This window comes from Pseudomonas sp. JL2 (assembly GCF_031570495.1).
Taxonomy (GTDB): Bacteria; Pseudomonadota; Gammaproteobacteria; order Pseudomonadales; family Pseudomonadaceae; genus Aquipseudomonas; species Aquipseudomonas rhizophila.
This window is the reverse complement of sequence record NZ_JAKUDH010000001.1, coordinates 720406-743961: the sequence shown is the minus strand read 5'-3', so window position 1 is coordinate 743961 and position 23556 is coordinate 720406. Positions and strand designations below refer to the sequence as shown.

The 23556-nt window shown below is 61.7% G+C and carries 21 protein-coding genes; 9 read left to right on the top strand and 12 right to left on the bottom strand.

Translation table 11 applies throughout. The annotated features are described in order from the left end of the window. Position 1 precedes the first annotated feature (1 nt). From MKS85_RS03365 to MKS85_RS03350, 4 genes are all read right to left on the bottom strand, one after another. On the bottom strand, positions 2–2137 hold the full coding sequence (locus tag MKS85_RS03365) for a xanthine dehydrogenase family protein molybdopterin-binding subunit (protein WP_310662694.1): 2136 nt from the start codon (positions 2135–2137) through the stop codon (positions 2–4). A gap of 42 nt (positions 2138–2179) precedes the next feature. Beyond that, the gene (locus tag MKS85_RS03360) at positions 2180–2635 is read right to left on the bottom strand and encodes a (2Fe-2S)-binding protein (RefSeq protein WP_047225603.1); all 456 of its coding nucleotides are present in this window, start codon (positions 2633–2635) and stop codon (positions 2180–2182) included. A 286-nt stretch (positions 2636–2921) separates the two neighbouring features. Continuing rightward, positions 2922–3836, bottom strand: a complete 915-nt coding sequence (locus MKS85_RS03355) for a hydroxymethylglutaryl-CoA lyase (RefSeq protein ID WP_076384231.1) — start codon at positions 3834–3836, stop codon at positions 2922–2924. Positions 3837–3894: 58 nt separating this feature from the next. After that, on the bottom strand, positions 3895–5097 hold the full coding sequence (locus tag MKS85_RS03350) for a CaiB/BaiF CoA-transferase family protein (protein ID WP_139049846.1): 1203 nt from the start codon (positions 5095–5097) through the stop codon (positions 3895–3897). 182 nt (positions 5098–5279) lie between these two features. Here MKS85_RS03350 and MKS85_RS03345 point away from each other — a divergent pair, with 182 nt between their 5' ends. From MKS85_RS03345 to MKS85_RS03335, 3 genes are all read left to right on the top strand, one after another. Further along, complete coding sequence (locus MKS85_RS03345) at positions 5280–6200, top strand: LysR family transcriptional regulator (RefSeq protein ID WP_160892132.1); 921 nt, start codon at positions 5280–5282, stop codon at positions 6198–6200. A 119-nt stretch (positions 6201–6319) separates the two neighbouring features. Continuing rightward, entirely contained in the window at positions 6320–7327 is a 1008-nt protein-coding gene (locus MKS85_RS03340; protein ID WP_047225607.1) for a TRAP transporter substrate-binding protein, read from the top strand. 194 nt (positions 7328–7521) lie between these two features. After that, the gene (locus tag MKS85_RS03335; protein ID WP_047225608.1) at positions 7522–8463 is read left to right on the top strand and encodes a LysR substrate-binding domain-containing protein; all 942 of its coding nucleotides are present in this window, start codon (positions 7522–7524) and stop codon (positions 8461–8463) included. A 58-nt stretch (positions 8464–8521) separates the two neighbouring features. Here MKS85_RS03335 and leuD read toward each other — a convergent pair whose 3' ends face one another. From leuD to MKS85_RS03305, 6 genes are all read right to left on the bottom strand, one after another. Then, complete coding sequence (gene leuD / locus MKS85_RS03330; RefSeq protein ID WP_173406871.1) at positions 8522–9130, bottom strand: 3-isopropylmalate dehydratase small subunit; 609 nt, start codon at positions 9128–9130, stop codon at positions 8522–8524. Position 9131: 1 nt separating this feature from the next. Next, positions 9132–10553 (bottom strand): 3-isopropylmalate dehydratase large subunit, encoded by a 1422-nt coding sequence (gene leuC, locus MKS85_RS03325; RefSeq protein WP_310662693.1) that lies wholly within the window; start codon positions 10551–10553, stop codon positions 9132–9134. A gap of 229 nt (positions 10554–10782) precedes the next feature. Next, a complete protein-coding gene (gene yghU / locus MKS85_RS03320) occupies positions 10783–11622 on the bottom strand; it encodes a glutathione-dependent disulfide-bond oxidoreductase (RefSeq protein ID WP_047225611.1) in 840 nt (279 codons plus the stop codon). Between the two features lie 129 nt (positions 11623–11751). Beyond that, a complete protein-coding gene (locus MKS85_RS03315) occupies positions 11752–12486 on the bottom strand; it encodes an ABC transporter substrate-binding protein (protein ID WP_047225612.1) in 735 nt (244 codons plus the stop codon). Positions 12487–12511: 25 nt separating this feature from the next. Beyond that, on the bottom strand, positions 12512–13855 hold the full coding sequence (locus MKS85_RS03310) for a diguanylate cyclase (protein ID WP_047225613.1): 1344 nt from the start codon (positions 13853–13855) through the stop codon (positions 12512–12514). Position 13856: 1 nt separating this feature from the next. Then, a complete protein-coding gene (locus tag MKS85_RS03305) occupies positions 13857–14627 on the bottom strand; it encodes an ABC transporter substrate-binding protein (protein ID WP_076384239.1) in 771 nt (256 codons plus the stop codon). Between the two features lie 261 nt (positions 14628–14888). On the opposite strand from MKS85_RS03305, the gene treA reads away from it, so the two are divergent. Further along, positions 14889–16520 carry an alpha,alpha-trehalase TreA gene (gene treA, locus MKS85_RS03300; protein ID WP_310662692.1) on the top strand — a complete coding sequence of 544 codons (1632 nt, stop codon included), beginning with the start codon at positions 14889–14891 and terminating at the stop codon, positions 16518–16520. Between the two features lie 66 nt (positions 16521–16586). Here the strand turns inward: treA and MKS85_RS03295 are convergent, their stop codons facing one another. Next, a complete protein-coding gene (locus MKS85_RS03295) occupies positions 16587–17993 on the bottom strand; it encodes a GntP family permease (RefSeq protein ID WP_047225615.1) in 1407 nt (468 codons plus the stop codon). Between the two features lie 59 nt (positions 17994–18052). After that, positions 18053–19009: a D-erythronate dehydrogenase gene (gene denD, locus MKS85_RS03290; RefSeq protein ID WP_310662691.1), complete on the bottom strand. Its 957-nt coding sequence runs from the start codon at positions 19007–19009 to the stop codon at positions 18053–18055. A gap of 191 nt (positions 19010–19200) precedes the next feature. Here denD and MKS85_RS03285 point away from each other — a divergent pair, with 191 nt between their 5' ends. From MKS85_RS03285 to otnI, 5 genes are read left to right on the top strand one after another with little or no spacing between them, the layout of a single operon-like run. Continuing rightward, on the top strand, positions 19201–19917 hold the full coding sequence (locus MKS85_RS03285; RefSeq protein WP_230682588.1) for a FadR/GntR family transcriptional regulator: 717 nt from the start codon (positions 19201–19203) through the stop codon (positions 19915–19917). Positions 19918–19938: 21 nt separating this feature from the next. Continuing rightward, on the top strand, positions 19939–20847 hold the full coding sequence (gene ltnD / locus MKS85_RS03280) for an L-threonate dehydrogenase (protein WP_076384245.1): 909 nt from the start codon (positions 19939–19941) through the stop codon (positions 20845–20847). 2 nt (positions 20848–20849) lie between these two features. Continuing rightward, positions 20850–22121, top strand: a complete 1272-nt coding sequence (otnK, locus tag MKS85_RS03275; protein ID WP_047225617.1) for a 3-oxo-tetronate kinase — start codon at positions 20850–20852, stop codon at positions 22119–22121. Further along, entirely contained in the window at positions 22118–22756 is a 639-nt protein-coding gene (gene otnC, locus MKS85_RS03270; RefSeq protein WP_047225618.1) for a 3-oxo-tetronate 4-phosphate decarboxylase, read from the top strand. Before otnK ends, otnC begins: the two co-directional genes overlap by 4 nt. 5 nt (positions 22757–22761) lie before the next feature. Continuing rightward, positions 22762–23538: a 2-oxo-tetronate isomerase gene (gene otnI, locus MKS85_RS03265; protein ID WP_076384251.1), complete on the top strand. Its 777-nt coding sequence runs from the start codon at positions 22762–22764 to the stop codon at positions 23536–23538. Positions 23539–23556: the final 18 nt, after the last annotated feature.

Here is a 23556-nt window from a genome sequence, read left to right as displayed (position 1 = left end):
TTCATGTACTGCTCGATGGACGCAACGGCAGTTCGCGCAAGCGTTGACCCGTCAGGGCGAAGACCGCGTTGGCCACCGCCGCAGCGATGGGGGGCGTTGCGGGTTCGCCTACACCGCCAGGGCTCTCGGTGCTGGGCAGCACATGCGCCTCGATCTGCGGCATTTCGTTGATGCGCAGCACCCGGTAATCGTGAAAGTTGGACTGTTGGATACGACCCTCCTTGATGCTCATCTGCCCGAACAGCGCTGCGCTGAGGCCGAAGACAATAGCGCTTTCCATCTGTGCCTTGATGTTGTCAGGGTTGACCGGGATGCCACAGTCGATCGCGCACACCACGCGATGAACGCGGATATTCCCACCTTCGATGGAAACCTCCACCGCTTGAGCACAGTAGCTGCCAAATGACTGATGCACGGCGAGGCCGTGGCCGCGTCCCGGTGCTGGCGTGCGCCCCCAACCGAAGCGTTCGGCGGCAAGGTTCAACACGCCCAGGTGCCGTGGGTCCGATTCAAGCAGCAGGCGGCGATACGCCAGTGGGTCCTGTCCGGCGGCGTGTGCCAGTTCATCCACCGCGCTCTCCATGACGAACGCATTGTGGCTGTGTCCAACGGAGCGCCAATACCACACCGGAATGTTTGACCGAGGGGAGTGCGCTTCGACCCGATAGGCCGGGCTGCGCATGATGTAGGGCGAGTCGCTCATGCCTTCGACAGACGTCGGGTGAATGCCCGACGCATCCGGAAATATCGATTGCCCCGCCGTGGTTTGCGACCAGGCCACCGGTCGCCCGTCAGCCCCCAAGGCAACGCGCAGGTGTTGGGCGAAGGCTGCCCGGTAGTAACCACCCTGCATATCATCCTCGCGACTCCAGAGGGTTTTCACCGGCACATTCACAGCCTTGGCGACTTCCACCGCTTCGGCGATGAAATCCTGCAGGGCACGCCTGCCAAAACCGCCGCCCAGGAAGGTGGTGTGAATACGGATTTGCTCAGGGGCAAGACCGGTGATCTTTGCCGCGGTTCGTTGATTGAACGTTTGCATCTGGCTGCCGACCCAGATGTCGCAGCCATCGTCGCTGAGCTTCACGGTGCAGTTGAGTGGCTCCATTGTGGCGTGCGCGAGGTAGGGCACGCTGTACGCCATCTCGACTACCTTGCGGGCAGACTTCAGGGCTTGCTCCACCTCGCCGCGTTGCGTGACGACTTCACCTGGTGTGTGGGTCAGGGCGGTTAAATCCTGGCGTTGCTGGTCGCTGTCGAGGATGACGGTGCCGCTTGCAGCTTCCCATTGCACTTGCAGTGCATCGCGCCCGCGCTTGGCCGCCCAGTAGTGATCAGCGACGACTGCAATGCCGCTGGGGACTTGAACCACATGGCGTACGCCGGGCAGGGCCTTGGCCTGGGTCGCATCGAAGGCGCGGACGCTGCCGCCGAGCATCGGCGCCCGTGCAACCACGGCGCAGAGCAATCCTTCGAACTGGATGTCGATGCCATACTTCGCGCGACCGCTGACCTTTTCTGGCGAGTCCAGTCGTAGGGCGCCCTTGCCGATGAGCGTCCAGGCTGCCGGATCTTTCAGGGGCAGCGTCGCCGGATCCGGCACCGGGAGCGTGGCGGCCTGTTCGGCCAGTTCGCCATAGCGCAGACGGGTGTTGCCGGCGATGACCTCTCCATGTTCTGTGCGCAATGCGCTGGGGGCCTGGCCAAGACGAATGGCCGCTGCCTGGATCAACAGCGCCCGCGCCATTGCGCCCGCCCGGCGATAACGCTCGAACTCATCACGAATGCTGGAAGAGCCGACCGTGCCCTGAAACCCACGCCGCAGACTGGCATAGACGGCGGCAGCCGGCGCATGCTCGACCTTGAGTGTGCTCCAGTCCGCGTCCAGTTCTTCGGCGATGAGCAGGGTCAGGGTGGTCCAGACCCCCTGACCCATCTCGGAATGGGCCAGGAAAATGGTGATGCTGTCATCCGCGGCTATGCGCAGAAATGCATTGGGCGCGAATTCGGCGGACTCCAGGTCTTGCGCCATCAGGCGTCTGCCAGCGGGCACCGTGAAACCGACAATCAGGCCAGTGCCGAGCACGGTGCCGGACTTAAGAAAACTGCGACGAGAAGAGACAATCATGGCATTCATTGCAGAGCACTCCCTGACTGAAAGGTGGCTGAGAGGATGGGGTCAGGCTTTGCTCAGTTCGGCGGCCCGGTGGATTGCCAAACGAATGCGCTGGTACGTACCGCAACGACATAGATTGCCGGCCATGGCCTGATCGATGTCGGCGTCGGTGGGGGCAGGGTTGCTGGTCAGCAATGCAGCGGCGGCCATGATCTGACCGGACTGGCAATAGCCGCACTGGACCACATCCAGTTCGGTCCAGGCACGCTGAACCGGATGGCTGATATCGGCTGACAGCCCTTCGATAGTGGTGATTTTTTTACCGGCCAGGGCACCGACCGGCGTGATGCAACTGCGCTGGGGCGAGCCGTCGATATGCACGGTGCAGGCGCCACATAGGCCCATACCGCAACCGAACTTGGTGCCGGTCATGTTCATGAGGTCTCGAATGACCCATAACAGCGGCATATCGGCGGGCGCATCCACCTCCAGTTCGCGTTCATTGACCTGTAGCTTCATCGTTGACTCCCAGTCTGCGAAGAGAAGATCCGTGGCGACATTGAAGACACCGATGGCGACGGATACCGGCGCGCTCAAACCGGATCGATGATCGGCAATCACTCACCGGCTTTGTCGCCAATGGGGATCGAGAGGGAGCTTACAAGGCAGCTGCTCCGGCTATAAAGCCAGCAGATTTGAATGGTCTGTGCAGGGCGCAATAACAATATCGGCCGATTCTGGAGGGGGCGGTGAGGCGCTCGACTATCGGCGCGGTAGCCTCGGCCCGAGGCTACCGGCTTGGTATCTATTGAGCTTTTGCATAGCGTCGGTCGGACTTGCCGGCCTTGAGAATTGCCCCTGGCACCGGGTGACCGACCAGCGTTGGCAGGGTGGCCGCCGCCGCCAGCAGTTTGTCCAGGTCGACACCGGTGTCCAGGCCCATGCGCTGGAACATGTGCACCAGATCCTCGCTGCAAATATTACCGCTGGCGCCAGGTGCATAGGGGCAGCCGCCCAGCCCTCCGAGCGAGGCATCGAAACGATCAATACCGGCGTCCAGTGCCGCCAGGGCATTGGCCAGTCCCATGCCTCGGGTGTTGTGAAAGTGTAGGGTAAACGGGGTCTGCGGCCAGCGCGCCAGGGCTTCACGGCAGATGCGCGCGACCTGCGCCGGATCGGCCATGCCAGTGGTGTCACACAAGGTCACGCCCTGCACGCCAATGTCCAGCAAGCGTTGGATCAGCCCGTGGACCCGCGCTTCGGCGACCTGACCTTCGAACGGGCAACCGAAGGCGGTAGACAACGAGGCATTGATGAACACGCCGCTACCCTGGCTGACGGCAATGATCTGGCGGAACTGCTCGAGCGATTGTTCGGCAGTCATGCGCAGGTTGGCCACGCCGTGGCTGTCGCTGGCCGACATCACCAGGTTGATCTCGTCAACCTCGCAGGCCAATGCCCGCTCACAGCCCTTCACATTGGGCACCAGCACGCTGTATTCCACCCCTGGCACGCGACGGATGCCGCGCATCACCGCTTCGGCATCGCGCAGGCTGGGAATTGCTTTGGGCGAGGTGAAGGAGGTGACTTCGATCTTCGCCAGACCGGTTTGTGCCAGGCGATCGATCAGGGCGATCTTGTCTTCGCTGGGGATGAACTGGGCTTCGCTCTGGAAGCCGTCGCGGGTGACGACTTCCTGGATGTACAGGCGTTTGCTCATGGGGCGGTTCTCCGGGTAACGGTGAGGAGCGCAAGCTGTTTTGCAGGCGCGTCCTTGTTCAGATGATGCCGCGCTCGCGCAGGCCGCGGACCTGTTCGCCGCTCAGGCCCAGACCGGCCAGCAGGTCGTCGGTGTGCTCGCCCAATTGCGGGCCGCCAGCACCGAGACGCCCTGGGGTACGGCTGAGTTTGGGCAGTACACCCGGCACTTTCAGCGCGCCGGCGCTGGTCTGCACGGTCTCGATCATCTGGCGCGCGAGGTAGTGCGGGTCCTTGACGATATCAGCGGCGGTGTAGGGGAAGCCGGCCGGCACCAACGCCTGATTCAGTGCTTCCAGGACCTGGTCCCGGTCGCGTTGCCGGGTCCACTCGGCGATGGCCGCATCGATGCGCTCGGCATGTTCGCCGCGTCCGTCGTTATGCGCCAGGCGCGGGTCCTCGGCCAGATCCGGGCGGCCGATCAGGTGCATCAATCGTTTGTAGATACTGTCGCCATTGCCGGCAATCAGTACGAAATGCCCGTCGTTGCAGGGGTAGGAGTTGGACGGCGTGATACCCGGCAGGGCGCTGCCGGCGGGCTCGCGAATGTATCCGCAGGCGTCGTATTCCGGCACCAGGCTTTCCATCATCGCAAACACCGATTCGTACAGCGCCACGTCAATGAACTGGCCCATGCCGCTGTTCTGGCGCTCCTGCAAAGCGAGAAGCACGCCGATGACCCCATACAGGGAAGACAACGAATCGCCCAGGCTGATGCCGACCCGTACCGGTGCCTGACCCGGATAACCGGTGAGGTGACGCAGGCCGCCCATGGCCTCGCCGATGACACCGAAGCCGGGGCGGTCGCGATAGGGACCGGTCTGCCCGTAGCCGGAGATGCGCAGCATGATCAGGCGCGGGTTGATCTTCGACAGCGTGTCCCAGCCCAGTCCCCAACTTTCCAGGGTGCCGGGGCGAAAGTTCTCGACCAGTACATCGGCTTCGGCCACCAGCCGGCGAACAATCTCCTGACCTTCCGCTGCTTTCAGGTTGAGGGTCAACGACTGCTTGTTGCGTGACTGCACATGCCACCAGAGCGAGGTGCCGTCCTTGAGCTTGCGCCACTTGCGCAGCGGGTCGCCAACACCCGGCGGCTCGATCTTGATCACCTGGGCACCAAACTCACCGAGCATCTTGCTGGCGAACGGGCCGGCGATCAGTTGGCCCATCTCCAGGACCTTCAGGCCCTGCAGCGCCATGCTGCTTGCGTGTTGTTCTGTCATGTCTGCACCTTTGGGTCGTGCGCTGTTCTTTGTCAGGCAGGATGGCTCAGGCCCATGGACTGAACAATTGATCAATGACCAAGCCAGGCTTCGTATCCTGCGAAGTACCACCTGTGAGAACCTTGAAACTGTTCTTCATCGTGCTGCACGTCGTGATACACGACTGACAGGAGGCCGCGCCTATGCGTCGTATCGATTTCGTCACCCTCAAGCTGTTTGTCGCCATCGCCGATGAGCGCAGCCTGACCAAGGCCGCCGAGCGCGAGCACCTGGCCCTGGCGGCGGTGAGCAAACGGGTCAGCGACCTGGAAAACCAGCTGGGAATCGCCTTGCTCTACCGCCAGCCCAAGGGCGTCGAACTGACGCCGGCCGGGCATGCGCTGCTGCATCACGCGCGCAATATGATGGACAACCTTGCGCAGATGAATGCCGACCTCAGCGAGTTCAGCGAGGGGGTCAAGGGGCATGTGCGCATTCACGCCAACACCTCGGCGGTGATCGAATTCTTGCCCGAGGACCTCAGTGCTTTTACCCGTTTGCACCCGCAGGTCAAAATCGATCTGGAAGAGCGGGTCAGCAGCGAAGCCATCCGTGCGGTGCACGAAGGGCTTACCGATATCGGCATCTTCGCCGGCCATGTGCCCGCCGACGAGCTGCAGGTGTTCAACTACCGCCACGATCGGTTGGTGCTGGTCACTCCACGCGCGCATCCGCTGGCCGAACGCAGCCGCATCAGCCTGCACGAAGCGGTCAGCTACGACTTCATCGGGTTGCAGCAGGACGCCTCGTTGCACGGCCTGTTGCAACAGGCAGCGCGTCATTTGGGCACGCCATTGCGCCTGCGTATCCAGGTGCGCAGCTTCGAAGCCATTTGCCGGATGATCCACACCGGCATGGGGATCGGCATCCTGCCGGAGCTTGCCGTGCGGACCTATCTGCCGGCGCTCGATGTGCAGGTCATTGCGCTGGACGATCCCTGGGCGCGTCGCGAGTTGAAGATTGCCGTGCGCAGCCTGGAAGCGCTGTCGATGACGGCACGCCAGATGCTCGAACACCTGATGAGCAGCGAACAACGGGAGGCTTCCATGGTCGAGCCTTCGTGAAAGCCGAAGGCAGCATTGTTCAAATATGAATTTCAGTGGCGTAGGGACGGGGGGTAGAGTCCAAACGGACTGAGGGGGATACGTCCCCAACGCTCGAACAAAAACAATAGGAGCTCACCATGAAGTATCCATCCGTGCGTCGTGGCCTGACCGGGGTGCTTGCCAGCTTTGCCCTGGTCGGTGCGTTGTCTGTCCAGGCCGCCGAGCCGATTCTGATCAAGTTCTCCCACATCACCGCCGACAGCACGCCCAAGGGGCAGGGCGCCCTGATGTTCAAGAAGTTGGTGGAGGAGCGCCTGCCGGGTAAAGTCGAAGTGCAGGTCTACTCCAATTCGTCGTTGTACGGCGATGGCAAGGAGATGGAAGCGTTGCTGCTGGGTGAGGTGCAGATGTTGGCGCCGGCACCCTCGAAACTGGAGCAGTACACCAAGCAATTGCAGTTGTTCGACTTGATGTTCCTGTTCGACGACGTGGCGGCAGCGCAGCGCTTTCAACAGTCGGACAAAGGCAAGGCGCTGCTCAGGTCAATGGAAGGCAAGGGCATCACCGGGCTGGCCTACTGGCTCAACGGTATGCGCCAGTTGACCGCGAACAAGCCGCTGGTCAAGCCAAGTGATGCCCGCGGGCAGAAGTTCCGCGTGCAGCCCTCTGACCTGCAGGCCGCGCAATACAGCGCATTGCGCGCAGTGCCGCGCAAGATGGCGTTCGCCGAGATCTACCAGGGCCTGCAGACGGGGGTGGTGAATGCTCAGGACAACCCCTGGTCGAACATCTATTCCCAGAAATACTATGAAGTGCAGAAGTACATGACCGAGTCCAACCATGCCATCGGCAACTACCTGCTGATCGCCAACACCAAATTCTGGAATGGTTTGCCGGCAGATGTACGCGATGAGCTGGAGCAGATCATCGATGAGGTCACTGTCGAAGTGAACAAGCAGGCCGAGGTGCTCAATCAGAAGGCCAAGCAGGGCATCATCGATTCGGGCAAGAGCGAGATCATCAGCCTGACCCCACAGCAACGTGATGCCTGGCGCAACGCCGTGCGTCCTGCCTGGAAAGCCTTCGAAACGCAGATCGGTACCGAACTGATCGAAGCGGCCCAGGCGGCCAACCAATCCAACTGAAGTTCCCCAGCCACGGTCGCCCGTTCGGGGTGGCCGAAGGCGTCTCTCGAAGTTTGCCTTGCTGCTGGTTCTGATCGTGATCACTGACATCCCGGCCATCTCCCTGGGGCTGCCGAACGGGTTGGGCATAAGCTGACGGGGGGCGGATCAGTAGATGCTATTCTTCGCAAAAAAGTGGAGCAGGCCGGGCAGTCATGACACCAGAAAACACATTTCGTGTTCAAACGCCTCTGCCGGAGGACCTTCGGGTCTTCCTGACCGTCATTCGCAAATCCAGCTTTGCCGGTGCCGCGGATGAGCTTGGGCTCTCGCCGGCCTTCGTGAGCAAACGGATTCGCGTGCTCGAGCAGACATTGCGCACGCGGCTTTTGCATCGCACCACTCGACGCATTGCGCTGACTGAAGCGGGAGAAAAAACCCAGCGCTGGGCGATTCGCTTTCTCGACGACATGGATGATTTCGTTGGTGAGCTCACCGAGATTCGCCAAGCCCCTCGTGGCCTGCTGCACATTTGCAGCAGCTTCGGTTTTGGGCGCAATCATGTTGCCCCTGCGATTGCAGAGTTGTCATCGATCTACCCGGAACTGGAGGTGCGGCTGGATGTGTTCGACCGCGTGGTAGACATCGTTGCCGAAGGCTTTGATCTGGAGATCCGCGTGGGTGACGACTTGCCGGGCCATCACATCAGCCGCAAGCTGCTCAGTAACCACCGAGTGCTCTGTGCCACACCGGATTACCTGGAGCGGCGAGGGGTCCCGATCACTCTCAAGGATCTTGCTCATCATGATTGTCTGGTCCTGAAGGAGCGGAACAATCCATTCGGTGTGTGGCATTTGAATCAGGCCAACCGCGATGAGGTTGTACGGGTCAGCAGCAGATTGTCATCCAACAGCGGAGAAATCGTACTGCAATGGGCCTTGGCTGGGCGCGGGGTGCTTCTGCGGTCGTTGTGGGATGTTCAGCCACTGTTGGATCAAGGCAAGCTGGTCCGCGTGCTGCCCGATTACACCCAAAGCGCGAACGTCTGGGCGGTGTATCCGACCAGGCTGGCGGATTCGGCCAAACTTCGCGTGTGCGTGGAGTTTCTGGAGAGCTATTTGAAAAGGCTGCGGCTACCGGAGACGGCCCGCGCCTGACGGCAGTTCTGTCCGGCCCCGCAGGCCCGCAGGATGCAGGCCCTTGTTCGCTCGAGGCTCAGGCAAGCCAGGGGTTCAAACGATGGTGCAGTGCCTCGAAGTCGCGGATTCGTGACGTGTGCTCAAGCGTTGTACCAATCGCATCGAGACCTTCCAGCAGCGCTTTTTTACGCAAGGGGTCCATCTCGAACCCAATCATCTTTCCGCTCTGAAGGTGAATCTGCTGGGCATGCAGATCGATCGTGATCTGCGAGTTTTCAGGTGACCCAACGAGATGGCTGATCTCCTGCTGTTCTGACTCCTTCAACTGAATGAGCAGAACACCATTGCGCTGGCAGTTGTCGTAGAAAATACCAGCGAAACTCGTGCCGATCAGTGCGCGTATACCCAATTGCTTCAGCCCCCAGACCGCGTGCTCGCGGCTGGAACCACAACCGAAATTAGGTCCGGTGATCAGGAAACTGGCGTGATCCCAAGGGGCCTGATTGAGAATGAACGCCGGATTGGGGACGCCATCGGCCAGGAAACGCAAGTCAAAGAAGACCCCGCGGTCCAGCCCATTGCGATCGATGCCCTTGAGGAACTGCTTGGGCATGATGACGTCGGTGTCCACATTCGCGGCGGGCAGCGGTGCGGCGATACCGCGAACGATGGTGAATGGCTGCATTTCAGCTCTCCATGGACAGTTGACGAACGTCGGTGAGGTGGCCGCAAATCGCTGCGGCGGCGACCATCGCCGGGCTCATGAGGTGAGTTCTTGCTCCGGCGCCCTGACGGCCCTCGAAATTTCGGTTGGTACTGGAGGCACAGCGATCACCCGGCGACAGCACATCATCATTCATCGCCAGGCACATCGAGCAGCCGGACTGGCGCCATTCGAAGCCGGCATCCTTGAAGATCTGCGCCAGCCCCTCCGCTTGCGCCTGATCACGTACCCGTGTGGAGCCCGGTACGATCATCGCGCGCACGCTCGCCGCTACTTTGCGACCCCGAACGATGCGCGCGACATCGCGCAGATCCTCGATGCGTGCGTTGGTACAGGAGCCGATAAAGGCGTGACTGATCGGCACCCCGGCCAGTCGGGTTCCCGGCTCAAGGCCCATGTAGCGCAGTGCACGCTGCAGGTCCTGCCTGCGGATCAGGTCGCTCTCCAGGCGCGGATCCGGTACGCACTCACCAATCGGCGCGGCCTGGTCAGGGCTGGTTCCCCAAGTCACCATCGGCTCCAACGCGCTGGCATCGAGTTCGACTTCCTTGTCGAAATGCGCTCCAGGGTCGGAATAAAGCGTTTTCCATTTCTCGACAGCCTGCTCCCATAGCGCCCCTTTCGGGGCTCGCGGTTTGTCTTTGAGGTAGGCGTACACCTTTTCGTCCGGCGCCATGAAAGCCCCACGGGCACCGGCCTCTACGGCCATGTTGCAGATGGTCATGCGCGCTTCGACGCTGAGGGACTCAATGGTGGGGCCGGAGAATTCGATGGCGTAGCCCGTCGCACCGGACGCACCGATGTCGCGGATCAAGGCCATGATGATGTCTTTGGAGGTGACGCCTGCGCCCATCCGCCCGTGCACATTCACGCGCAGGGTCTTCAGACGTTTATAGACCAACGTCTGTGTGGCGAGCAGGTGTTCAATTTCCGAAGTGCCGATACCAAAACCAAAGGCGCCCAGCGCGCCATAGGTCGTTGTGTGGCTATCACCTGCGGCCACGACCATCCCGGGAAGAATGAAGCCTTGCTCAGGGGCAACCACGTGCTCAATGCCTTGTCGCTTGTCCAGGACATCGAACAACTCGATTCCGAAGTCTCGACAGTTCTGCTCGAAGTAAGAAACCTGAAGCGCGCCACCCGCATCCGGCATGGCCGCGACGCGATCAGGCGCGGTCGGGTTGACGTGATCGACCACGCACAACGTTGATGACGGGCGCCATACCGTTCTGTTCGCCTCTCTCAAGCCGCTGAAGGCCTGGGGGCTGGTGTATTCGTTGGCGACCTGGCGGTCGATGTAGAGCAACACATGGCCATGGTCGTCCAGCGTACAGACGATGTGGGCATCTATATGCTTCTGGTAGAGCGTTCTGGGGCCTTTCATGACGGTTCTCGCGAGTGATCGGAAGGCGCGCCGGGAGGGCCTCACGATGCGCCGCGCTCAATGAGCAGTCATGCCAGCATAGGGAATGTGATTGCAGGTTCAATGGCTGAAAAGTCAATCATCGATTCACGATTCGTGTTTAATCCGCGCAGCGGTCAGCGATTCGGATAGCGCCCGGCCCACCGCGGTTGCTATCCGGTGCTGACAGGAAAAGACCGGCCCGGCCCCTTCAATCCAGATCCTCAGCCCGATGCCGCTCCGGCACTTGGCTCGCTTCATCACCCCACGTGCGGTTCACTCGTTGCCCCCGGATCACTGCCGGTCGATTGGCGATCTCCTCGGCCCAGCGTTGCACATGGGTATATTCGTGGGCAGCCAGGAACTCGGCAGCCGAGTACACGTTGTCGCGCACCAATTGACCATACCAGGGCCAGACCGCGATATCGGCGATGGTGTAGCTGTCTGCGGCCAGGTATTGGCTTTCGCCAAGACGGCGATTCAGGACGTCGAGCTGGCGTTTGGTTTCCATGGTGAAACGATTGATGGGGTATTCAAGTTTATCGGGCGCGTAAGCGTAGAAATGACCGAAGCCTCCACCCAGATAGGGGGCTGCGCCCATCTGCCAGAACAGCCAGTTCAGGGTTTCGGTGCGTCCGGCCGGGTCGGTGGGCAGGAAGGCGCCGAATTTTTCTGCCAGGTACAGCAGGATCGAACCGGACTCGAAAACCCGGATTGCAGGCTGTACGCTGCGATCAAGCAACGCCGGGATCTTCGAGTTCGGGTTGATCTGGACAAAGCCACTGGAGAACTGGTCGCCCTCGTTAATGCGAATCAGCCAGGCGTCATATTCGGCGCCGGTGTGCCCCAGCGCCAACAGCTCTTCCAGCAGGATGGTCACCTTCACGCCATTGGGCGTGGCCAGTGAATAGAGCTGCAGCGGATGTTCGCCCACTGGCAATACTTTTTCATGGGTCGGCCCGGCGATAGGGCGATTGATGTTGGCGAACTGGCCGCCAGACGGGGCGTTGTATTTCCAGACTCTGGGCGGTACATAGGGCGCTTTGCTCATGGGAGGGGCCTCATTGCCGACTTGCAGTGACCGCGTGAACCGCGGAAAAAAGCTCTAGCCCAAGCCTGCCATAGGAGGGTCAGCGTCAGCAAATCACCCCGCCTGCACGTACTGCATTAGGCTTACCCGCTAACGCTCTTCAGTCATGATCCGATCCACTTCGCCTGAAGCCTTGAGCTTCGCGAAAGCTTGTTGAGCCCGGGTGACGATTTCGTCTGGGGTGCTCAGGCTAAACGCCATGTGAACTCGGTGGGGTTGTTCATCCAGGGAAAAGACCTCCTCCAGAGTGGTGAAATCCACTTGGGCATCTTTGCTCATCAGGCGCGCAGTATTCTCGGGCATCGGCAGCAACTGAATCTGCTGATTCAACAGTTTCTGAAAGTTATCGTGGTTGTCCGCCGATACCACCAGCCGGGTAAAGCCTTTCTGCTGCAGGTAAACCTGCTTGGCGTCATTGCGCACCACGCCTATGGTGTACTGCTTGGCGTCTTCAAGGTTGTCAACGGCGATGCCGCCACGTCCACGCAGCTTGTAGAGCTTGGTCGTCGCCCGATGGATTTCACCCACCCACTTGAACATCTGCTCACGGGCCGGGGTGCGATCGAGCGGGAAGATCATCACATTGGGTTCATGCAGCGCTTTTTCGTAAGCGCGTGCCCATGGGTACAGCAACATGCGGTAATCGCTGATCCCTGCGCCTCTCAAGGTTTCGTCGGCTATTCGAGTGCCCGGGCCGACGAGCGCGCCTTCACGCAGGTAGGCGTATAACGAGTCTTCGGTCACGACTTCGATCGCCTCGGCGTGACTTTTCACGCTGATCAGGGCCAGGAGCAAGCAGGAGCAGAGCTTCAGACGGTAGTGCATACAGACCTCGCAGCACACGGTGGTTTTATAAAGCGACGCAATTGCGCCCCTGGCGTTTGGCCCGGTACAACGCCTGGTCGGCGCGTTGCAGCAGTTGATCGAAGTGATCCATGGTTTTGGTGTCCAGCTCGGCGACGCCGATGCTCAGGGTGACAAAAGGGGAAACCGCTGAGCCGCCATGGGGCAGTGCAAGTTCAGCCAGGCTTTCACGAAACCGCTGGGCTGCCTCGCATGCCTGGCTGGCGTTGATATTGGGCAATACCACGACAAACTCCTCACCCCCCAGGCGAGCAGTCAGTTCGCCGGAGCGGCCGAAGACACTGCGCAGGGTCCCGGCGATCTGTTTCAAGCACTCGTCCCCTTTGATATGGCCGTAGGTGTCGTTGTAGATCTTGAAGAAATCCACATCGCACATCAGCACGGCCAGCGGGGTGTTGTGGCGGATCGCACGGCGGAATTCGACATCCTTCAGTTCATCGAAGTAACGACGGTTGGCCAAGCCCGTCAAGGCATCGTGACGCGACAGCGCTTCGAGGGCCTGGTTGGCGGCCTTGAGTTCCGAAGTGCGCGCCTCGACCAGTTCGGCCAACTGGTCGCGACTGGCTGCAAGGGCCAGTTCGTCCGAGTGCTGGCGCTCCAGATGGGCGTGGAGGTTGTCTTGCAGTGCATTGACTTTGGATTCGAGCAGGCTCAACTCGTCCTGGCGCCGGACCGAACGTTGCAGCTTGAGGTGGGAGTTGAGTGTTTGTGGTGAGAGTTTCCCCAGATGCCGGGCGATATGGACAACGTGCACGGTCACCAGGCGGTTGAACATGGTCATGACCAGGCCGGCCAGCAGCAACGACTGGATCACCTGCGTGATGACGATGCTGCGGGCTTCGTCCCAGAGGCGTTCCCAAAGCAGGTTGTTATCGCCCTCGATGGTCAGTTCACCGACCTTTTCGTTGGCGCCGATGTAGGGCTGCGCGACGAGCTGGCGATGCAGCACCGGCGCCACGCTGGATGCATTGCTGGCATATCGATTGAACTCGATGATTTCTGGCGCCTGTCCGGGTCGCAGGATATTGAGTGCCACGCGTCCCACCGGCGCCGCATTCGCAACGCTGGTGATCTGCTTGTCCAACGATTCACGGTCCATTTCCCAAATGGCATGGGCCAGGGTGTTCTGGAACACCTGGTCGATCAGGACCAGCTCGGAATTCATCTGCGCCAGATTGTTTTCCCAGGCCTGCCAGGTACGCAGCGTGACCATCGCCAAGGTAAAGCACAGGCAGAACACCAGCGTGGCCAACACCAGACGCCGTCCCAGCGAGCTGAACGTCCTGGTTTTTGGCGGATGGATGGGGACAGTCCGAAAATCGTCGGCCATGTCATAACCACTTGCGCATGATGGCGTCGTAAACGCCATTACGGCGGATGGTCTCCAGGCCTGAGCGGAATTTCTCGACCGTCGCGGCCGGCGTCTTGCGACTGAACGCCATGCTCAAGCCATCCTGACTGCTCAATTCGGGAAGCGGCAGCGAGCGGATCAACACTTTATCCGGGTCTTCACCATTCTGGCGGGTCAGGTACAGCGCGTTGAGCTCGTTGGAAATCCATAGCTCCACGTGATCGACCTTGAGCTTGCGGTAGTTGTGTTCGTACTTGTTGCTCGACTGCAGGTCTGTACCAATGCGGAAACCCTTCGACACCAGGTATTGCTCACCCACGTCCTGATTGACGGTGGCAATCTGGTGACCGTGCGCATCGTCCAGCGAGTTGAGTTTTACCGGGCGCTCAGCCAGCGAATACATGTACCACTGGGTTGGGGCGATGGCCCCGACCCACTGGAAAAGTGATTCACGCGCAGGCGTTCGAACGATTGAATAGATCAACACGTTACTTTCATTGAGCGCCAGTTCGTAGGCCCGCGCCCAAGGCATGGGCTGGATGGACGCCTCTACGCCGACCTCCTTGAGCACCGCCTGGACCACCTCGGTGCTCATACCGGTCACTCGCCCGTTCTGCGTCATGTTATAGGGCGGCAGTTCTTCCGTAACGATGCGCAGCGCAGTCTCTGCGGCGGCGTTTGGCACGGCTGTGCTTGCAGCCAGGAACACCAGGACGCAGCTCATCAGCAGACGGTTAAACGGCAAAATCATCGAGAGTTACCCTATGCAACCAGCAGTGCCGGCGCGGCCTGGGGGCCGTTGACTTAATGTGTTATCGGCTGGGCCTATACGCGCTTGAGTGTCATCCGTCGAAACCGGGGGGCATTGAACCTGGGGCGGTCGGGCCAGACCCTGTGAAAATTTGAGTGTGGCCTCTCTTGTTCCAGCTGTCGATTCGGCGACATTTAATGAACCCGGGTTTGTTCGGCCGTGTCAGTCGTTTGTCAGGAACGACAAATGATGGAGCCGCTGATGCGACCACTGTATTTCACCAGCCTGTCCTTCGCCGCGTTGCTGTGCGCGGCTTGCTCAAGCCAACCGCCCGCGACCTGGGGCTACATGGATGCCAAGGAACGGGCCAATCTGCCGCCCGACCAGGCATATCCCGAGTTGTTCGAAGCCGTGCAGAACAACCAACTGTTCACCGACCAGAAGCATTTCGTCGACGCACTGCCCACCCGCGACCCCTCGAAAATCCGTGCCGAATACCTGGCTCGTCGCGACAACAGCGACTTCGATCTCGAAACCTTCGTGAAGGACAACTTCATCGAGTCCGGCGCAGCGCAAAGCCCGGCACCGAAACCGGGCGCGCCCATTCAAGAGCACATCGACAGCCTTTGGCCCGTGTTAAGCCGTACCTATCGCCAAGTGCCGCCCTACAGCAGCCTGTTGCCCTTGCCACAACCCTATGTCGTTCCAGGCGGACGCTTTCGCGAGATGTACTACTGGGACTCCTACTTCACCATGCTCGGGCTGGAACAAAGCGGGGATCAGGCCCAGGTGCGCCAGATGACCGATAACTTTGCGTACATGATCGACACGTACGGGCACATTCCCAATGGCAATCGCACCTACTACCTGAGCCGCTCACAACCGCCATTCTTCGCTTACATGGTGCAGTTGCAGGCGCACATCGAAGGTGACCAGGCGTTTGGGCGTTACCTTCCACAACTGCAGAAGGAATACGCCTATTGGATGCAGGGCGCCGAGGGGCTCAAGCCGGGTGCCGCCGCGCAACATGTGGTCAAGCTCGCCGATGGCAGCGTGCTCAATCGCTATTGGGATGCCCGTTCGACGCCGCGACAGGAATCCTGGTTGCAAGATGTCAAAACCGCCGAACAGGCCTCAAACAGACCCAGGCAAGAGGTCTGGCGTGATCTGCGTGCCGGCGCGGAGAGTGGTTGGGACTTCAGTTCGCGCTGGCTTGGCGACGGCCAGAACCTCGCGAGCATACGCACCACATCCATTGTGCCCGTGGACCTGAACAGCCTGCTCTATCACCTGGAGCGCACCATCGCCAAGGCGTGTGAAACCGTGCAAAACACGTCATGCGTCCAGAACTATGGTCAGCGCGCAGAACGGCGGCAGCGTGCCATTGAGCAACATTTGTGGAATGCCGATGCAGGGTTCTACGTGGACTACGACTGGCAGCAGCACCGTCAACGCCCGCAACTGACGGCCGCCACGCTGTTTCCTCTTTACACCGGCCTTGCCTCCGCGGACCACGCCAATCGCACGGCCGAGGCAGTCCGTGATGGTCTGCTGCGCCCTGGCGGCATTGCCACCACGCAGGTCAGCAATGGCCAGCAGTGGGACGAACCCAATGGTTGGGCACCGCTGCAGTGGGTGGCGGTTGAGGGGCTGGATCGCTATGGGCACACCGCGCTGGCGCAGCAGATTGGCACTCGCTTCCTGCAACAGGTACACAATCTTTACCGCAAGGAAGACAAGCTGGTAGAGAAGTACGACGTATCCGGGCGGGGAGATGGCGGGGGAGGTGGCGAATATGAGTTGCAGGACGGTTTCGGCTGGACGAATGGCGTGACGCTGAAACTGTTGAGCAAATATGGCGAACATTCCTCCGCAACGACTGTGGGTGAATGAGCAGGCGCTAAGAGCAAGGGGCACCTGGGCAGGATTTATCAGTTCCTGCCCAGGTGCCCGGCACTGTTATCCGAGAATGGCGTTGAAGAGCAACAGGGTGAGCAGGGAGGTGAACCAGCCGATCGTGGTCGGAATCGACCAGGTCAGCATCTGATGCTTGGCGTTGGTGACCCCGAGCATGCGGTTGACTACCCAGAAATAGCTGTCGTTGAAGTAGCCAAAGACCATCGAGCCAATGGCCGCCGCCTGGGCGGCGAAGACCATGTTAACGTCGGGAATCGAGGCCAGGATCGGCGCCGAAATCGAGGCGCCGGTGATCATTGCCACGGTGCCGCTGCCCTGGATCAGACGCACCAGGGACGCGATCACGAAGGGGATCAACACCGCCGGCAGCGGCAAGGTGGCGACCCATTCGCCCATGTACTGACCCGCACCGCTGTCGCGCAACACGGCACCCAATGCACCACCGGCGCCGGTGACCAGCAGGATGATGCCGGCGCTTTCCACGCCTTTCTCCATGTGCGCGATGACTTCCTCACGCGGGCGCCGCGGCACCAGTCCATACAGTGCCGCCACCACCCCGAGGCCGACTGCGATGACCGGGTTGCCGACGAAAGCGATGGTCTGACCGAACAGGCTCTGGGTCAGGGTGCTGTCACCGTTGAGTTTGCTGAGGGCGACGACCAGGGTGTTGGCGAAGATCAGCAGGATGGGCAGCACGATCGGCAGCATCGACAGCCACAGCGGCGGCAGTTCGGCCTCGCGGGCATCGGCGCGTTCGAGCACTTCACGATAGGCGGTGGCGGGTTCGACCGGTGTCTGGCCGCTTTGGGCGATCATCGCCTCGATGCGTGGGCCCATGAAGCGGGCGTAGGCCACCAGCACGAAGGTGCCGGGAATGGTGAATACCACGCCCCAGAAAATCATCAACCCCACGTCGATATTGAAAATCCCGGCAATCCCCAGTGGCCCTGGCGTCGGTGGAACCGCATGGTGGGTCAGCATCAGCCCGCTGGCCAGGGCAATACCCAGGGTCAGCATCGATTTGCCGCTGTTGCGCGCCAGTGCCCGGACCAACGGGTTGAGGATGACGAACGCCGAGTCGCAGAAGATCGGCACCGAGACGATGTAGCCGGTCACCATCATCGCCCACTCTTCGCGTTTGTTGCCCAGCCAGCGCACGAAGGTATAGGCCATCCGCTCGGCGGCGCCGGAGACTTCCAGCAGGCGGCCCATCATCACACCAAAACCGATGACCAGGCCGATGGTCGACAGCGTGGCACCGAAGCCGGTGGTGATGGATTTGACCAGCGCGTCGGGCGCCATGCCGCCACCCAGGCCGGCGATCGAGGCGGCGATGATCAGCGCCAGCAGGGCGTGGATGCGGGTCTTGAGAACCAGCACGATGAGGATGACGATGGCCAGGACCAGGCTCACCATCAGCTGTGGGCCGGCGATAGAAGTTGCGTCCATTGGGTAATCACTCTTGTTGTTATTGGATGGAACGACGGCACCGCACGGCGCCGCCTGGGTCAGCGATTCATGCTGTGCTGGTGCGCCCTTACCACGCTGTCGAAATCGGCATCACCGCGAAAGCCCAATTGCAGCGGCCGCTGGATGTCGAAGTCGCCGGGCCAACTGCAGACGATGCGCTGGATCCGCTCGTCCGGCTCAAAGCTGACCCGCGCGCGGGCCGCCTCGCCACCGACACGGGCGAGACTGTCGAGCATTTCGCTGACCCGCACGCTGATGCCGGGCAGGTTGAGGGTCCGCCGCAGGCCAAGCGCCTGGCCGTCCAGGCGCGCGGCATGGACCAGATTGTCGACCACGGTCTGCGGCGAAGACAGCCACATGCGGGTATCCAGTGGTACCGGACAGTTGCTCATCTCGCCGGCCAGGGGCTCGCGCAGGATGCCGCTGGCAAATGACGAGGCCGCTGCGTTGGGTTTGCCGGGGCGAACGGAAATGGTCGGGAGGCGACACACCCGGCCATCGATGAAGCCCTTGCGCGAGTAGTCATTGATCAGCAGTTCGGCCATGGCCTTCTGCGCGCCATAGGACGATTGCGGCAGCGGTGCGAGTTCTTCGGGCACCTGCTCGGGCATCGGCCCACCGAATACCGCCAGTGAGCTGGCGAACACGAAACGCGGTGCCTGGGCCTGTTGGCGGCAGGCTTCGAGCAGGGCGCGGGTCGCATCGAAATTGACCCGCATGCCAAGGTCGAAATCGGCTTCGGCCTGGCCACTGACGATCGCGGCCAGGTGATAGACCAGGCAGGTCTCTGGGCCGATCAGCGATTTGATAAAGGCCGGGTCGCAGATGTCGCCGGTGTGCGACACCACTCGAGGGTCATCGATGGGGCAGGGCGCCAGGTCGACCGAGACGAGGCTGGCGCCGGGGGGCAGCAAGTCACTCGCGGTGGGCGCCAGCAGCGCTTCGATCAGGCGGGCGCCGAGAAAGCCAGCGCCGCCAGTTACCAGGATCTTCATGTATTGCACTCCGCTTAAGGAGAATATTCGGGGCAGGGTGCCGAACGCCCCGTATTCTTGTTATTTGACGAACCAGGTGACAAGCAGTTGTCATGTTGTATGATGAATTTAACGTGGACGCAACCGTTGCGTGTTTTCTTCTTGCCCACAGCGGGTGGCAAGGCAGCGCGACGATTGCCGGGAGAATTTGAGTGGACAGTCTGAACGACGTTACCCCCAAGCTGGCCGAACGGCTGGCCAAACGCCTGAGTGCAGCGGTCCATGACGGCCAGTTGGCCGCCGGGAACCGCCTGCCCACCGAGCAGGCATTGTGCGAGCAGTACGGTGTCAGCCGCACGGTGGTGCGCGAAGCGATTTCGATGCTCAAGCGCGAAGGCATGCTCACTTCGCGTCAGGGCAGCGGCACCTTCGTCGTGCCCAATCCCAGTGTCGCGCTGCGCCTGTCTCCGCCCCAGGGCAACTTCGAGGCGGTGGTGGAAATCCTCGAATTGCGCAGCGCGCTGGAGATCAAGGCCGCCGAGCTGGCCGCGGCACGGCGCACCAATGCGCAACTGCGGGCGATGCAAAACGCCTTGGCCGAGCTTGACGAAGCGGTCGAGCGGGGTGAAGACGGCGTGCGCGAAGACCTCGCCTTCCACCGTTCGGTGGTGGCCGCCACCGGTAACCAGCACTTTCTCGAAACCATCGATTTTCTGCACCAGCTGCTGCAACAGGCGATCAGAGTGACCCGTCGCAACGAGGCGCGTAACGCCCAGTACATGTGTCAGGTCGATCAGGAGCACCACGCGCTGCTCGCCGCTATCGCCGCAGGTGACAGTGAGGCGGCACGTACCGCGGCCTCCTCGCATCTGCGCAACGCCGAAGTCCGCCTGCGCGAAGCGCGAAGCGAGGCCGACGCGTCCGGATAACAACCACAAGAGGATTCACCCGTGACAGCAATATCCAGTATTGGTGTGGTCGGCCTGGGCTCCATGGGCCTGGGCATGGCGCGCGCACTTTTGCGCGCTGGTCTGCCCGTATGGGGCTACGACATCCGCGAGGATGTGCGTCAGGCCTTCATCGCCGAAGGTGGCCAGCCGGTCAGTGCCCTGAGTGACAGCGCCGCGCTCAGCGACCTGCTCTTCATCGTGGTGGTCAACGCCGCGCAAACCGAGCAACTGCTGTTCGGCGAGCAGGGTATTGCCGCGCGGTTGCGTCCGGGTTCCGTGGTCATTGCCTGTGCAACCATCTCGGCGGCGGCTGCGCGGCGCATCAGTGGGCGCTTGGCCGAGCATCAAGTGCTGATGCTCGATGCGCCGATTTCAGGCGGGGCGGTGCGCGCCGAAGCGGGCGAGTTGACCATCATGGCCTCGGGGCCGGAGGCCGCCTTCGAACGGGCGCAAACGGCACTTGCCGCCGTCGCCGCCAAGGTCTACCGGCTGGGTGAAGAGGCCGGGCAAGGTTCGCAGATCAAGCTGGTCAACCAGTTGCTCGCCGGGGTCCACATTGCCGCGGCGGCCGAAGCCATGGCCTATGGCATTCGTCAGGGCTGCGATCCCGAGGCGCTCTACGAGGTGATCAGTCACAGCGCCGGTAATTCCTGGATGTTCGAAAACCGCGTGCCGCATCTGCTGGCGGGTGATTATCGACCGCGCTCGGCGGTGGATATTTTCGTCAAGGATCTGGGCCTGGTGCTCGACAGCGCCCAGGAGGCGGTCTTCCCGCTGCCGCTGACCGCTAGCGCCCACCAGATGTTCAAGCAAGCGTCGGCTTCCGGGCTGGGGCGCGAGGATGATATCGCCGTGGTGAAGATATTCCCCGGCATCAACTTGCCTGCCGCCGCCAACGAGGAGATTTGACCATGCCCCTGATCGGATGCATCGCCGATGACTTCACCGGAGCGACCGACCTTGCCAGCATGCTCGTGCGCGGCGGTGCTCGCACTGTGCAGACCATTGGTGTCCCGCACGGGCCCTTGGCGGTGGGTGAAGCCGACGCCCTGGTGGTGGCACTCAAATCGCGCAACCTGGCGCCCGATGAAGCCGTCGCTCAGTCGCTGCAGGCGCTGGAGTGGTTGCGCCAGCAGGGCTGCCGACAGTTCTACTTCAAGTATTGCTCGACGTTCGACTCCACCGCTGAGGGCAACATCGGCCCGGTCAGCGATGCGTTGCTTCAAGCCCTGGGCAGCGACTTCACCGTGGCCTGTCCGGCCTTTCCGGAAAACCGCCGCAGCGTGTTCAACGGCTACCTGTTCGCCAATGACGTGCTGCTCAACGAAAGCGGGATGCAGGACCATCCACTCACGCCCATGCGCGACGCCAACCTGCTGCGCGTGTTGCAGCCGCAGACACGCCACCCGGTCGGCCTGATCGACTACCGGACCCTGCGCGCCGGCGTCGAGGCGACCCGTCAGCGGATCGCCGCGTTGCGCGCCGAGGGCGTGGGCATCGCCATCAGCGACGCCATTGATAATGAAGATTTGCAGGTGCTCGGCGCGGCCTGTGCCGATCTGCCGTTGGTCACGGCCGGCTCGGGGCTGGCGCTGGGCATGGCCCAGGATTGGCAGGCCAGAGGGCTGTTGCAGGCCAACGGCGAAGCCAGCCGGCTGGAGGCGGGGTGGGGGCGCCAGGCGATTCTCAGCGGTAGCTGTTCGCGAGCGACCCTCGGCCAGATCGAGCAGGCGGCAGCGGTCTATCCTGCTTTCCGTCTTGAGGCCGCCGAGCTGATGGCCCGCGGTGATGCACTGGTGGCCGAGGCCCTGGCCTGGGCTGCCGGCCACCCGGGGCCGGTGCTGATCTATGCCAGCAGTCCAGCCGACGAGGTACGCCGGGTGCAACAACAGTTCGGCGCGCAGCAGGTCGGTGAACGCATTGAATCGGCGTTGGCGGCGATTGCCCGTGCGCTGGTCGAACAGCAGGGCGTGGGCCAACTGCTGGTGGCCGGTGGCGAAACCTCCGGCGCAGTGGTCGGCGCGCTGGGCATCGAAGGTTTGCGCATCGGGCCGAGCATCGACCCCGGCGTGCCCTGGACCCAGACGCTCGGCCAATCCGGTCGGCCGCTGACGCTGGCGCTCAAGTCCGGTAACTTCGGTAGCGCCGATTTCATGATCAAGGCCTGGGAGATGCTGGCATGACAGAAAGCCAATTGCGCGAAGAGATCGTCGAGATCGGCCGTTCCCTCTACCTTCGTGGGCTCAGCCCCGGCTCCTCCGGGAATATCAGCGTGCGTCTGGACGATGGCTGGCTGCTGACACCGACCAACGCCTGTCTCGGTCGCCTGGACCCGGCCGACATCGCCAAGCTCGACTGGCAAGGTAACCACCTGGCTGGCAAACCTGCCTCCAAGGAAGCATTCCTGCACCGTGCTGTCTATGAAGGCCGTGAAGATTCCGGTGCCATCGTGCACTTGCATTGCACGCACTCGGCGGCGGTCTCGTGCCTGGATTGCCTGGACGCAACGTCGTGCCTGCCACCGCTGACACCCTATTTCGTCATGCGTGTGGGGCGCTTGCCGCTGATTCCGTACCACCGGCCCGGTGATCCGCGGCTGGGTGAGGCGATTCGCGGGCTGGTCGGGCAGCACAGCTCGGTGTTGCTGGCCAATCACGGGCCGGTCGTTTCAGGCAAGAGCCTGGAGGCGGCCACCTATGCCATCGAAGAGCTCGAAGAAACCGCCAAGCTCTACCTGTTGCTGCGCCAGCAGCCGGTACGGGCGCTGGACGACGAACAAATCGAAGAACTGCGCCAGACCTTCGGCGCCCAATGGTGACTGCAATGCCACGTTTCGCTGCCAACCTCAGCATGATGTTCAACGACGCACCTTTCCTGGATCGCTTCGGCCGAGCCGCCAAGGCCGGCTTCAAGGGCGTGGAATACCTGTTCCCTTATGAGTTCGCACCGGCCGAACTGGCCGGACGTTTGGCCGAGCACGGGCTTAGCCAAGTGCTGTTCAACCTGCCACCGGGGGATTTTGCCGCAGGCGAGCGCGGCATCGCGGCGTTGCCGGGGCGCGAGGCGGAATTTCGTGAAAGTGTCGACCGGGCCATCGAATACGCCCACGCCCTGGGCTGCCCCAAACTGCACGCAATGGCCGGACTGGTGAGTGACGAGAGCCAGCGTCCGCGCATGCGCGAGGTCTATCTGGAGAACCTGCGTTACGCCGCACGACGTTTGGCCGAGCACCAACTGACACTGTTGATCGAGCCGATCAACACCCGCTCGATTCCGGGTTACTTCATCAATCGCCAGACCGAGGGCCATGCAATTCTGGCCGAACTGGGCGAGCCGAATCTGCGTGTGCAACTGGACCTGTTCCATGCACAAATCATGGAAGGCGATCTGATTGCCGGTTTCCAGCGCTTCCAGGCCGGTGTCGGGCATATCCAGATTGCCGGCGTGCCGGATCGGCACGAACCGGACCTGGGAGAAGTGAACTACCCGTACCTGTTCAAACTGCTCGACGAGGCCGGCTACGATGGCTGGATCGGCTGCGAATACAACCCCCGCGGCCTGACCGAGGATGGCCTGGGCTGGTTTGCGCCCTGGCGTTGAGCTGAGATGGAGTAGGGC

What these genes read in the sequence shown, in the direction of transcription:
- MKS85_RS03335 (WP_047225608.1), top strand. Translation starts at nt 7,522, where the DNA reads ATGACACCAGAAAACACATTTCGTGTTCAAACGCCTCTGCCGGAGGAC.
- otnI (WP_076384251.1), top strand. Translation starts at nt 22,762, where the DNA reads ATGCCACGTTTCGCTGCCAACCTCAGCATGATGTTCAACGACGCACCT.
- MKS85_RS03305 (WP_076384239.1), bottom strand. Translation starts at nt 14,627, where the DNA reads ATGATTTTGCCGTTTAACCGTCTGCTGATGAGCTGCGTCCTGGTGTTC.
- treA (WP_310662692.1), top strand. Translation starts at nt 14,889, where the DNA reads ATGCGACCACTGTATTTCACCAGCCTGTCCTTCGCCGCGTTGCTGTGC.
- MKS85_RS03315 (WP_047225612.1), bottom strand. Translation starts at nt 12,486, where the DNA reads ATGCACTACCGTCTGAAGCTCTGCTCCTGCTTGCTCCTGGCCCTGATC.
- denD (WP_310662691.1), bottom strand. Translation starts at nt 19,009, where the DNA reads ATGAAGATCCTGGTAACTGGCGGCGCTGGCTTTCTCGGCGCCCGCCTG.
- otnC (WP_047225618.1), top strand. Translation starts at nt 22,118, where the DNA reads ATGACAGAAAGCCAATTGCGCGAAGAGATCGTCGAGATCGGCCGTTCC.
- leuC (WP_310662693.1), bottom strand. Translation starts at nt 10,553, where the DNA reads ATGAAAGGCCCCAGAACGCTCTACCAGAAGCATATAGATGCCCACATC.
- MKS85_RS03340 (WP_047225607.1), top strand. Translation starts at nt 6,320, where the DNA reads ATGAAGTATCCATCCGTGCGTCGTGGCCTGACCGGGGTGCTTGCCAGC.
- MKS85_RS03365 (WP_310662694.1), bottom strand. Translation starts at nt 2,137, where the DNA reads ATGAATGCCATGATTGTCTCTTCTCGTCGCAGTTTTCTTAAGTCCGGC.
- MKS85_RS03350 (WP_139049846.1), bottom strand. Translation starts at nt 5,097, where the DNA reads ATGACAGAACAACACGCAAGCAGCATGGCGCTGCAGGGCCTGAAGGTC.
- yghU (WP_047225611.1), bottom strand. Translation starts at nt 11,622, where the DNA reads ATGAGCAAAGCGCCCTATGTACCGCCCAGAGTCTGGAAATACAACGCC.
- leuD (WP_173406871.1), bottom strand. Translation starts at nt 9,130, where the DNA reads ATGCAGCCATTCACCATCGTTCGCGGTATCGCCGCACCGCTGCCCGCC.
- MKS85_RS03345 (WP_160892132.1), top strand. Translation starts at nt 5,280, where the DNA reads ATGCGTCGTATCGATTTCGTCACCCTCAAGCTGTTTGTCGCCATCGCC.
- MKS85_RS03295 (WP_047225615.1), bottom strand. Translation starts at nt 17,993, where the DNA reads ATGGACGCAACTTCTATCGCCGGCCCACAGCTGATGGTGAGCCTGGTC.
- otnK (WP_047225617.1), top strand. Translation starts at nt 20,850, where the DNA reads ATGCCCCTGATCGGATGCATCGCCGATGACTTCACCGGAGCGACCGAC.
- MKS85_RS03360 (WP_047225603.1), bottom strand. Translation starts at nt 2,635, where the DNA reads ATGAAGCTACAGGTCAATGAACGCGAACTGGAGGTGGATGCGCCCGCC.
- MKS85_RS03355 (WP_076384231.1), bottom strand. Translation starts at nt 3,836, where the DNA reads ATGAGCAAACGCCTGTACATCCAGGAAGTCGTCACCCGCGACGGCTTC.
- MKS85_RS03310 (WP_047225613.1), bottom strand. Translation starts at nt 13,855, where the DNA reads ATGGCCGACGATTTTCGGACTGTCCCCATCCATCCGCCAAAAACCAGG.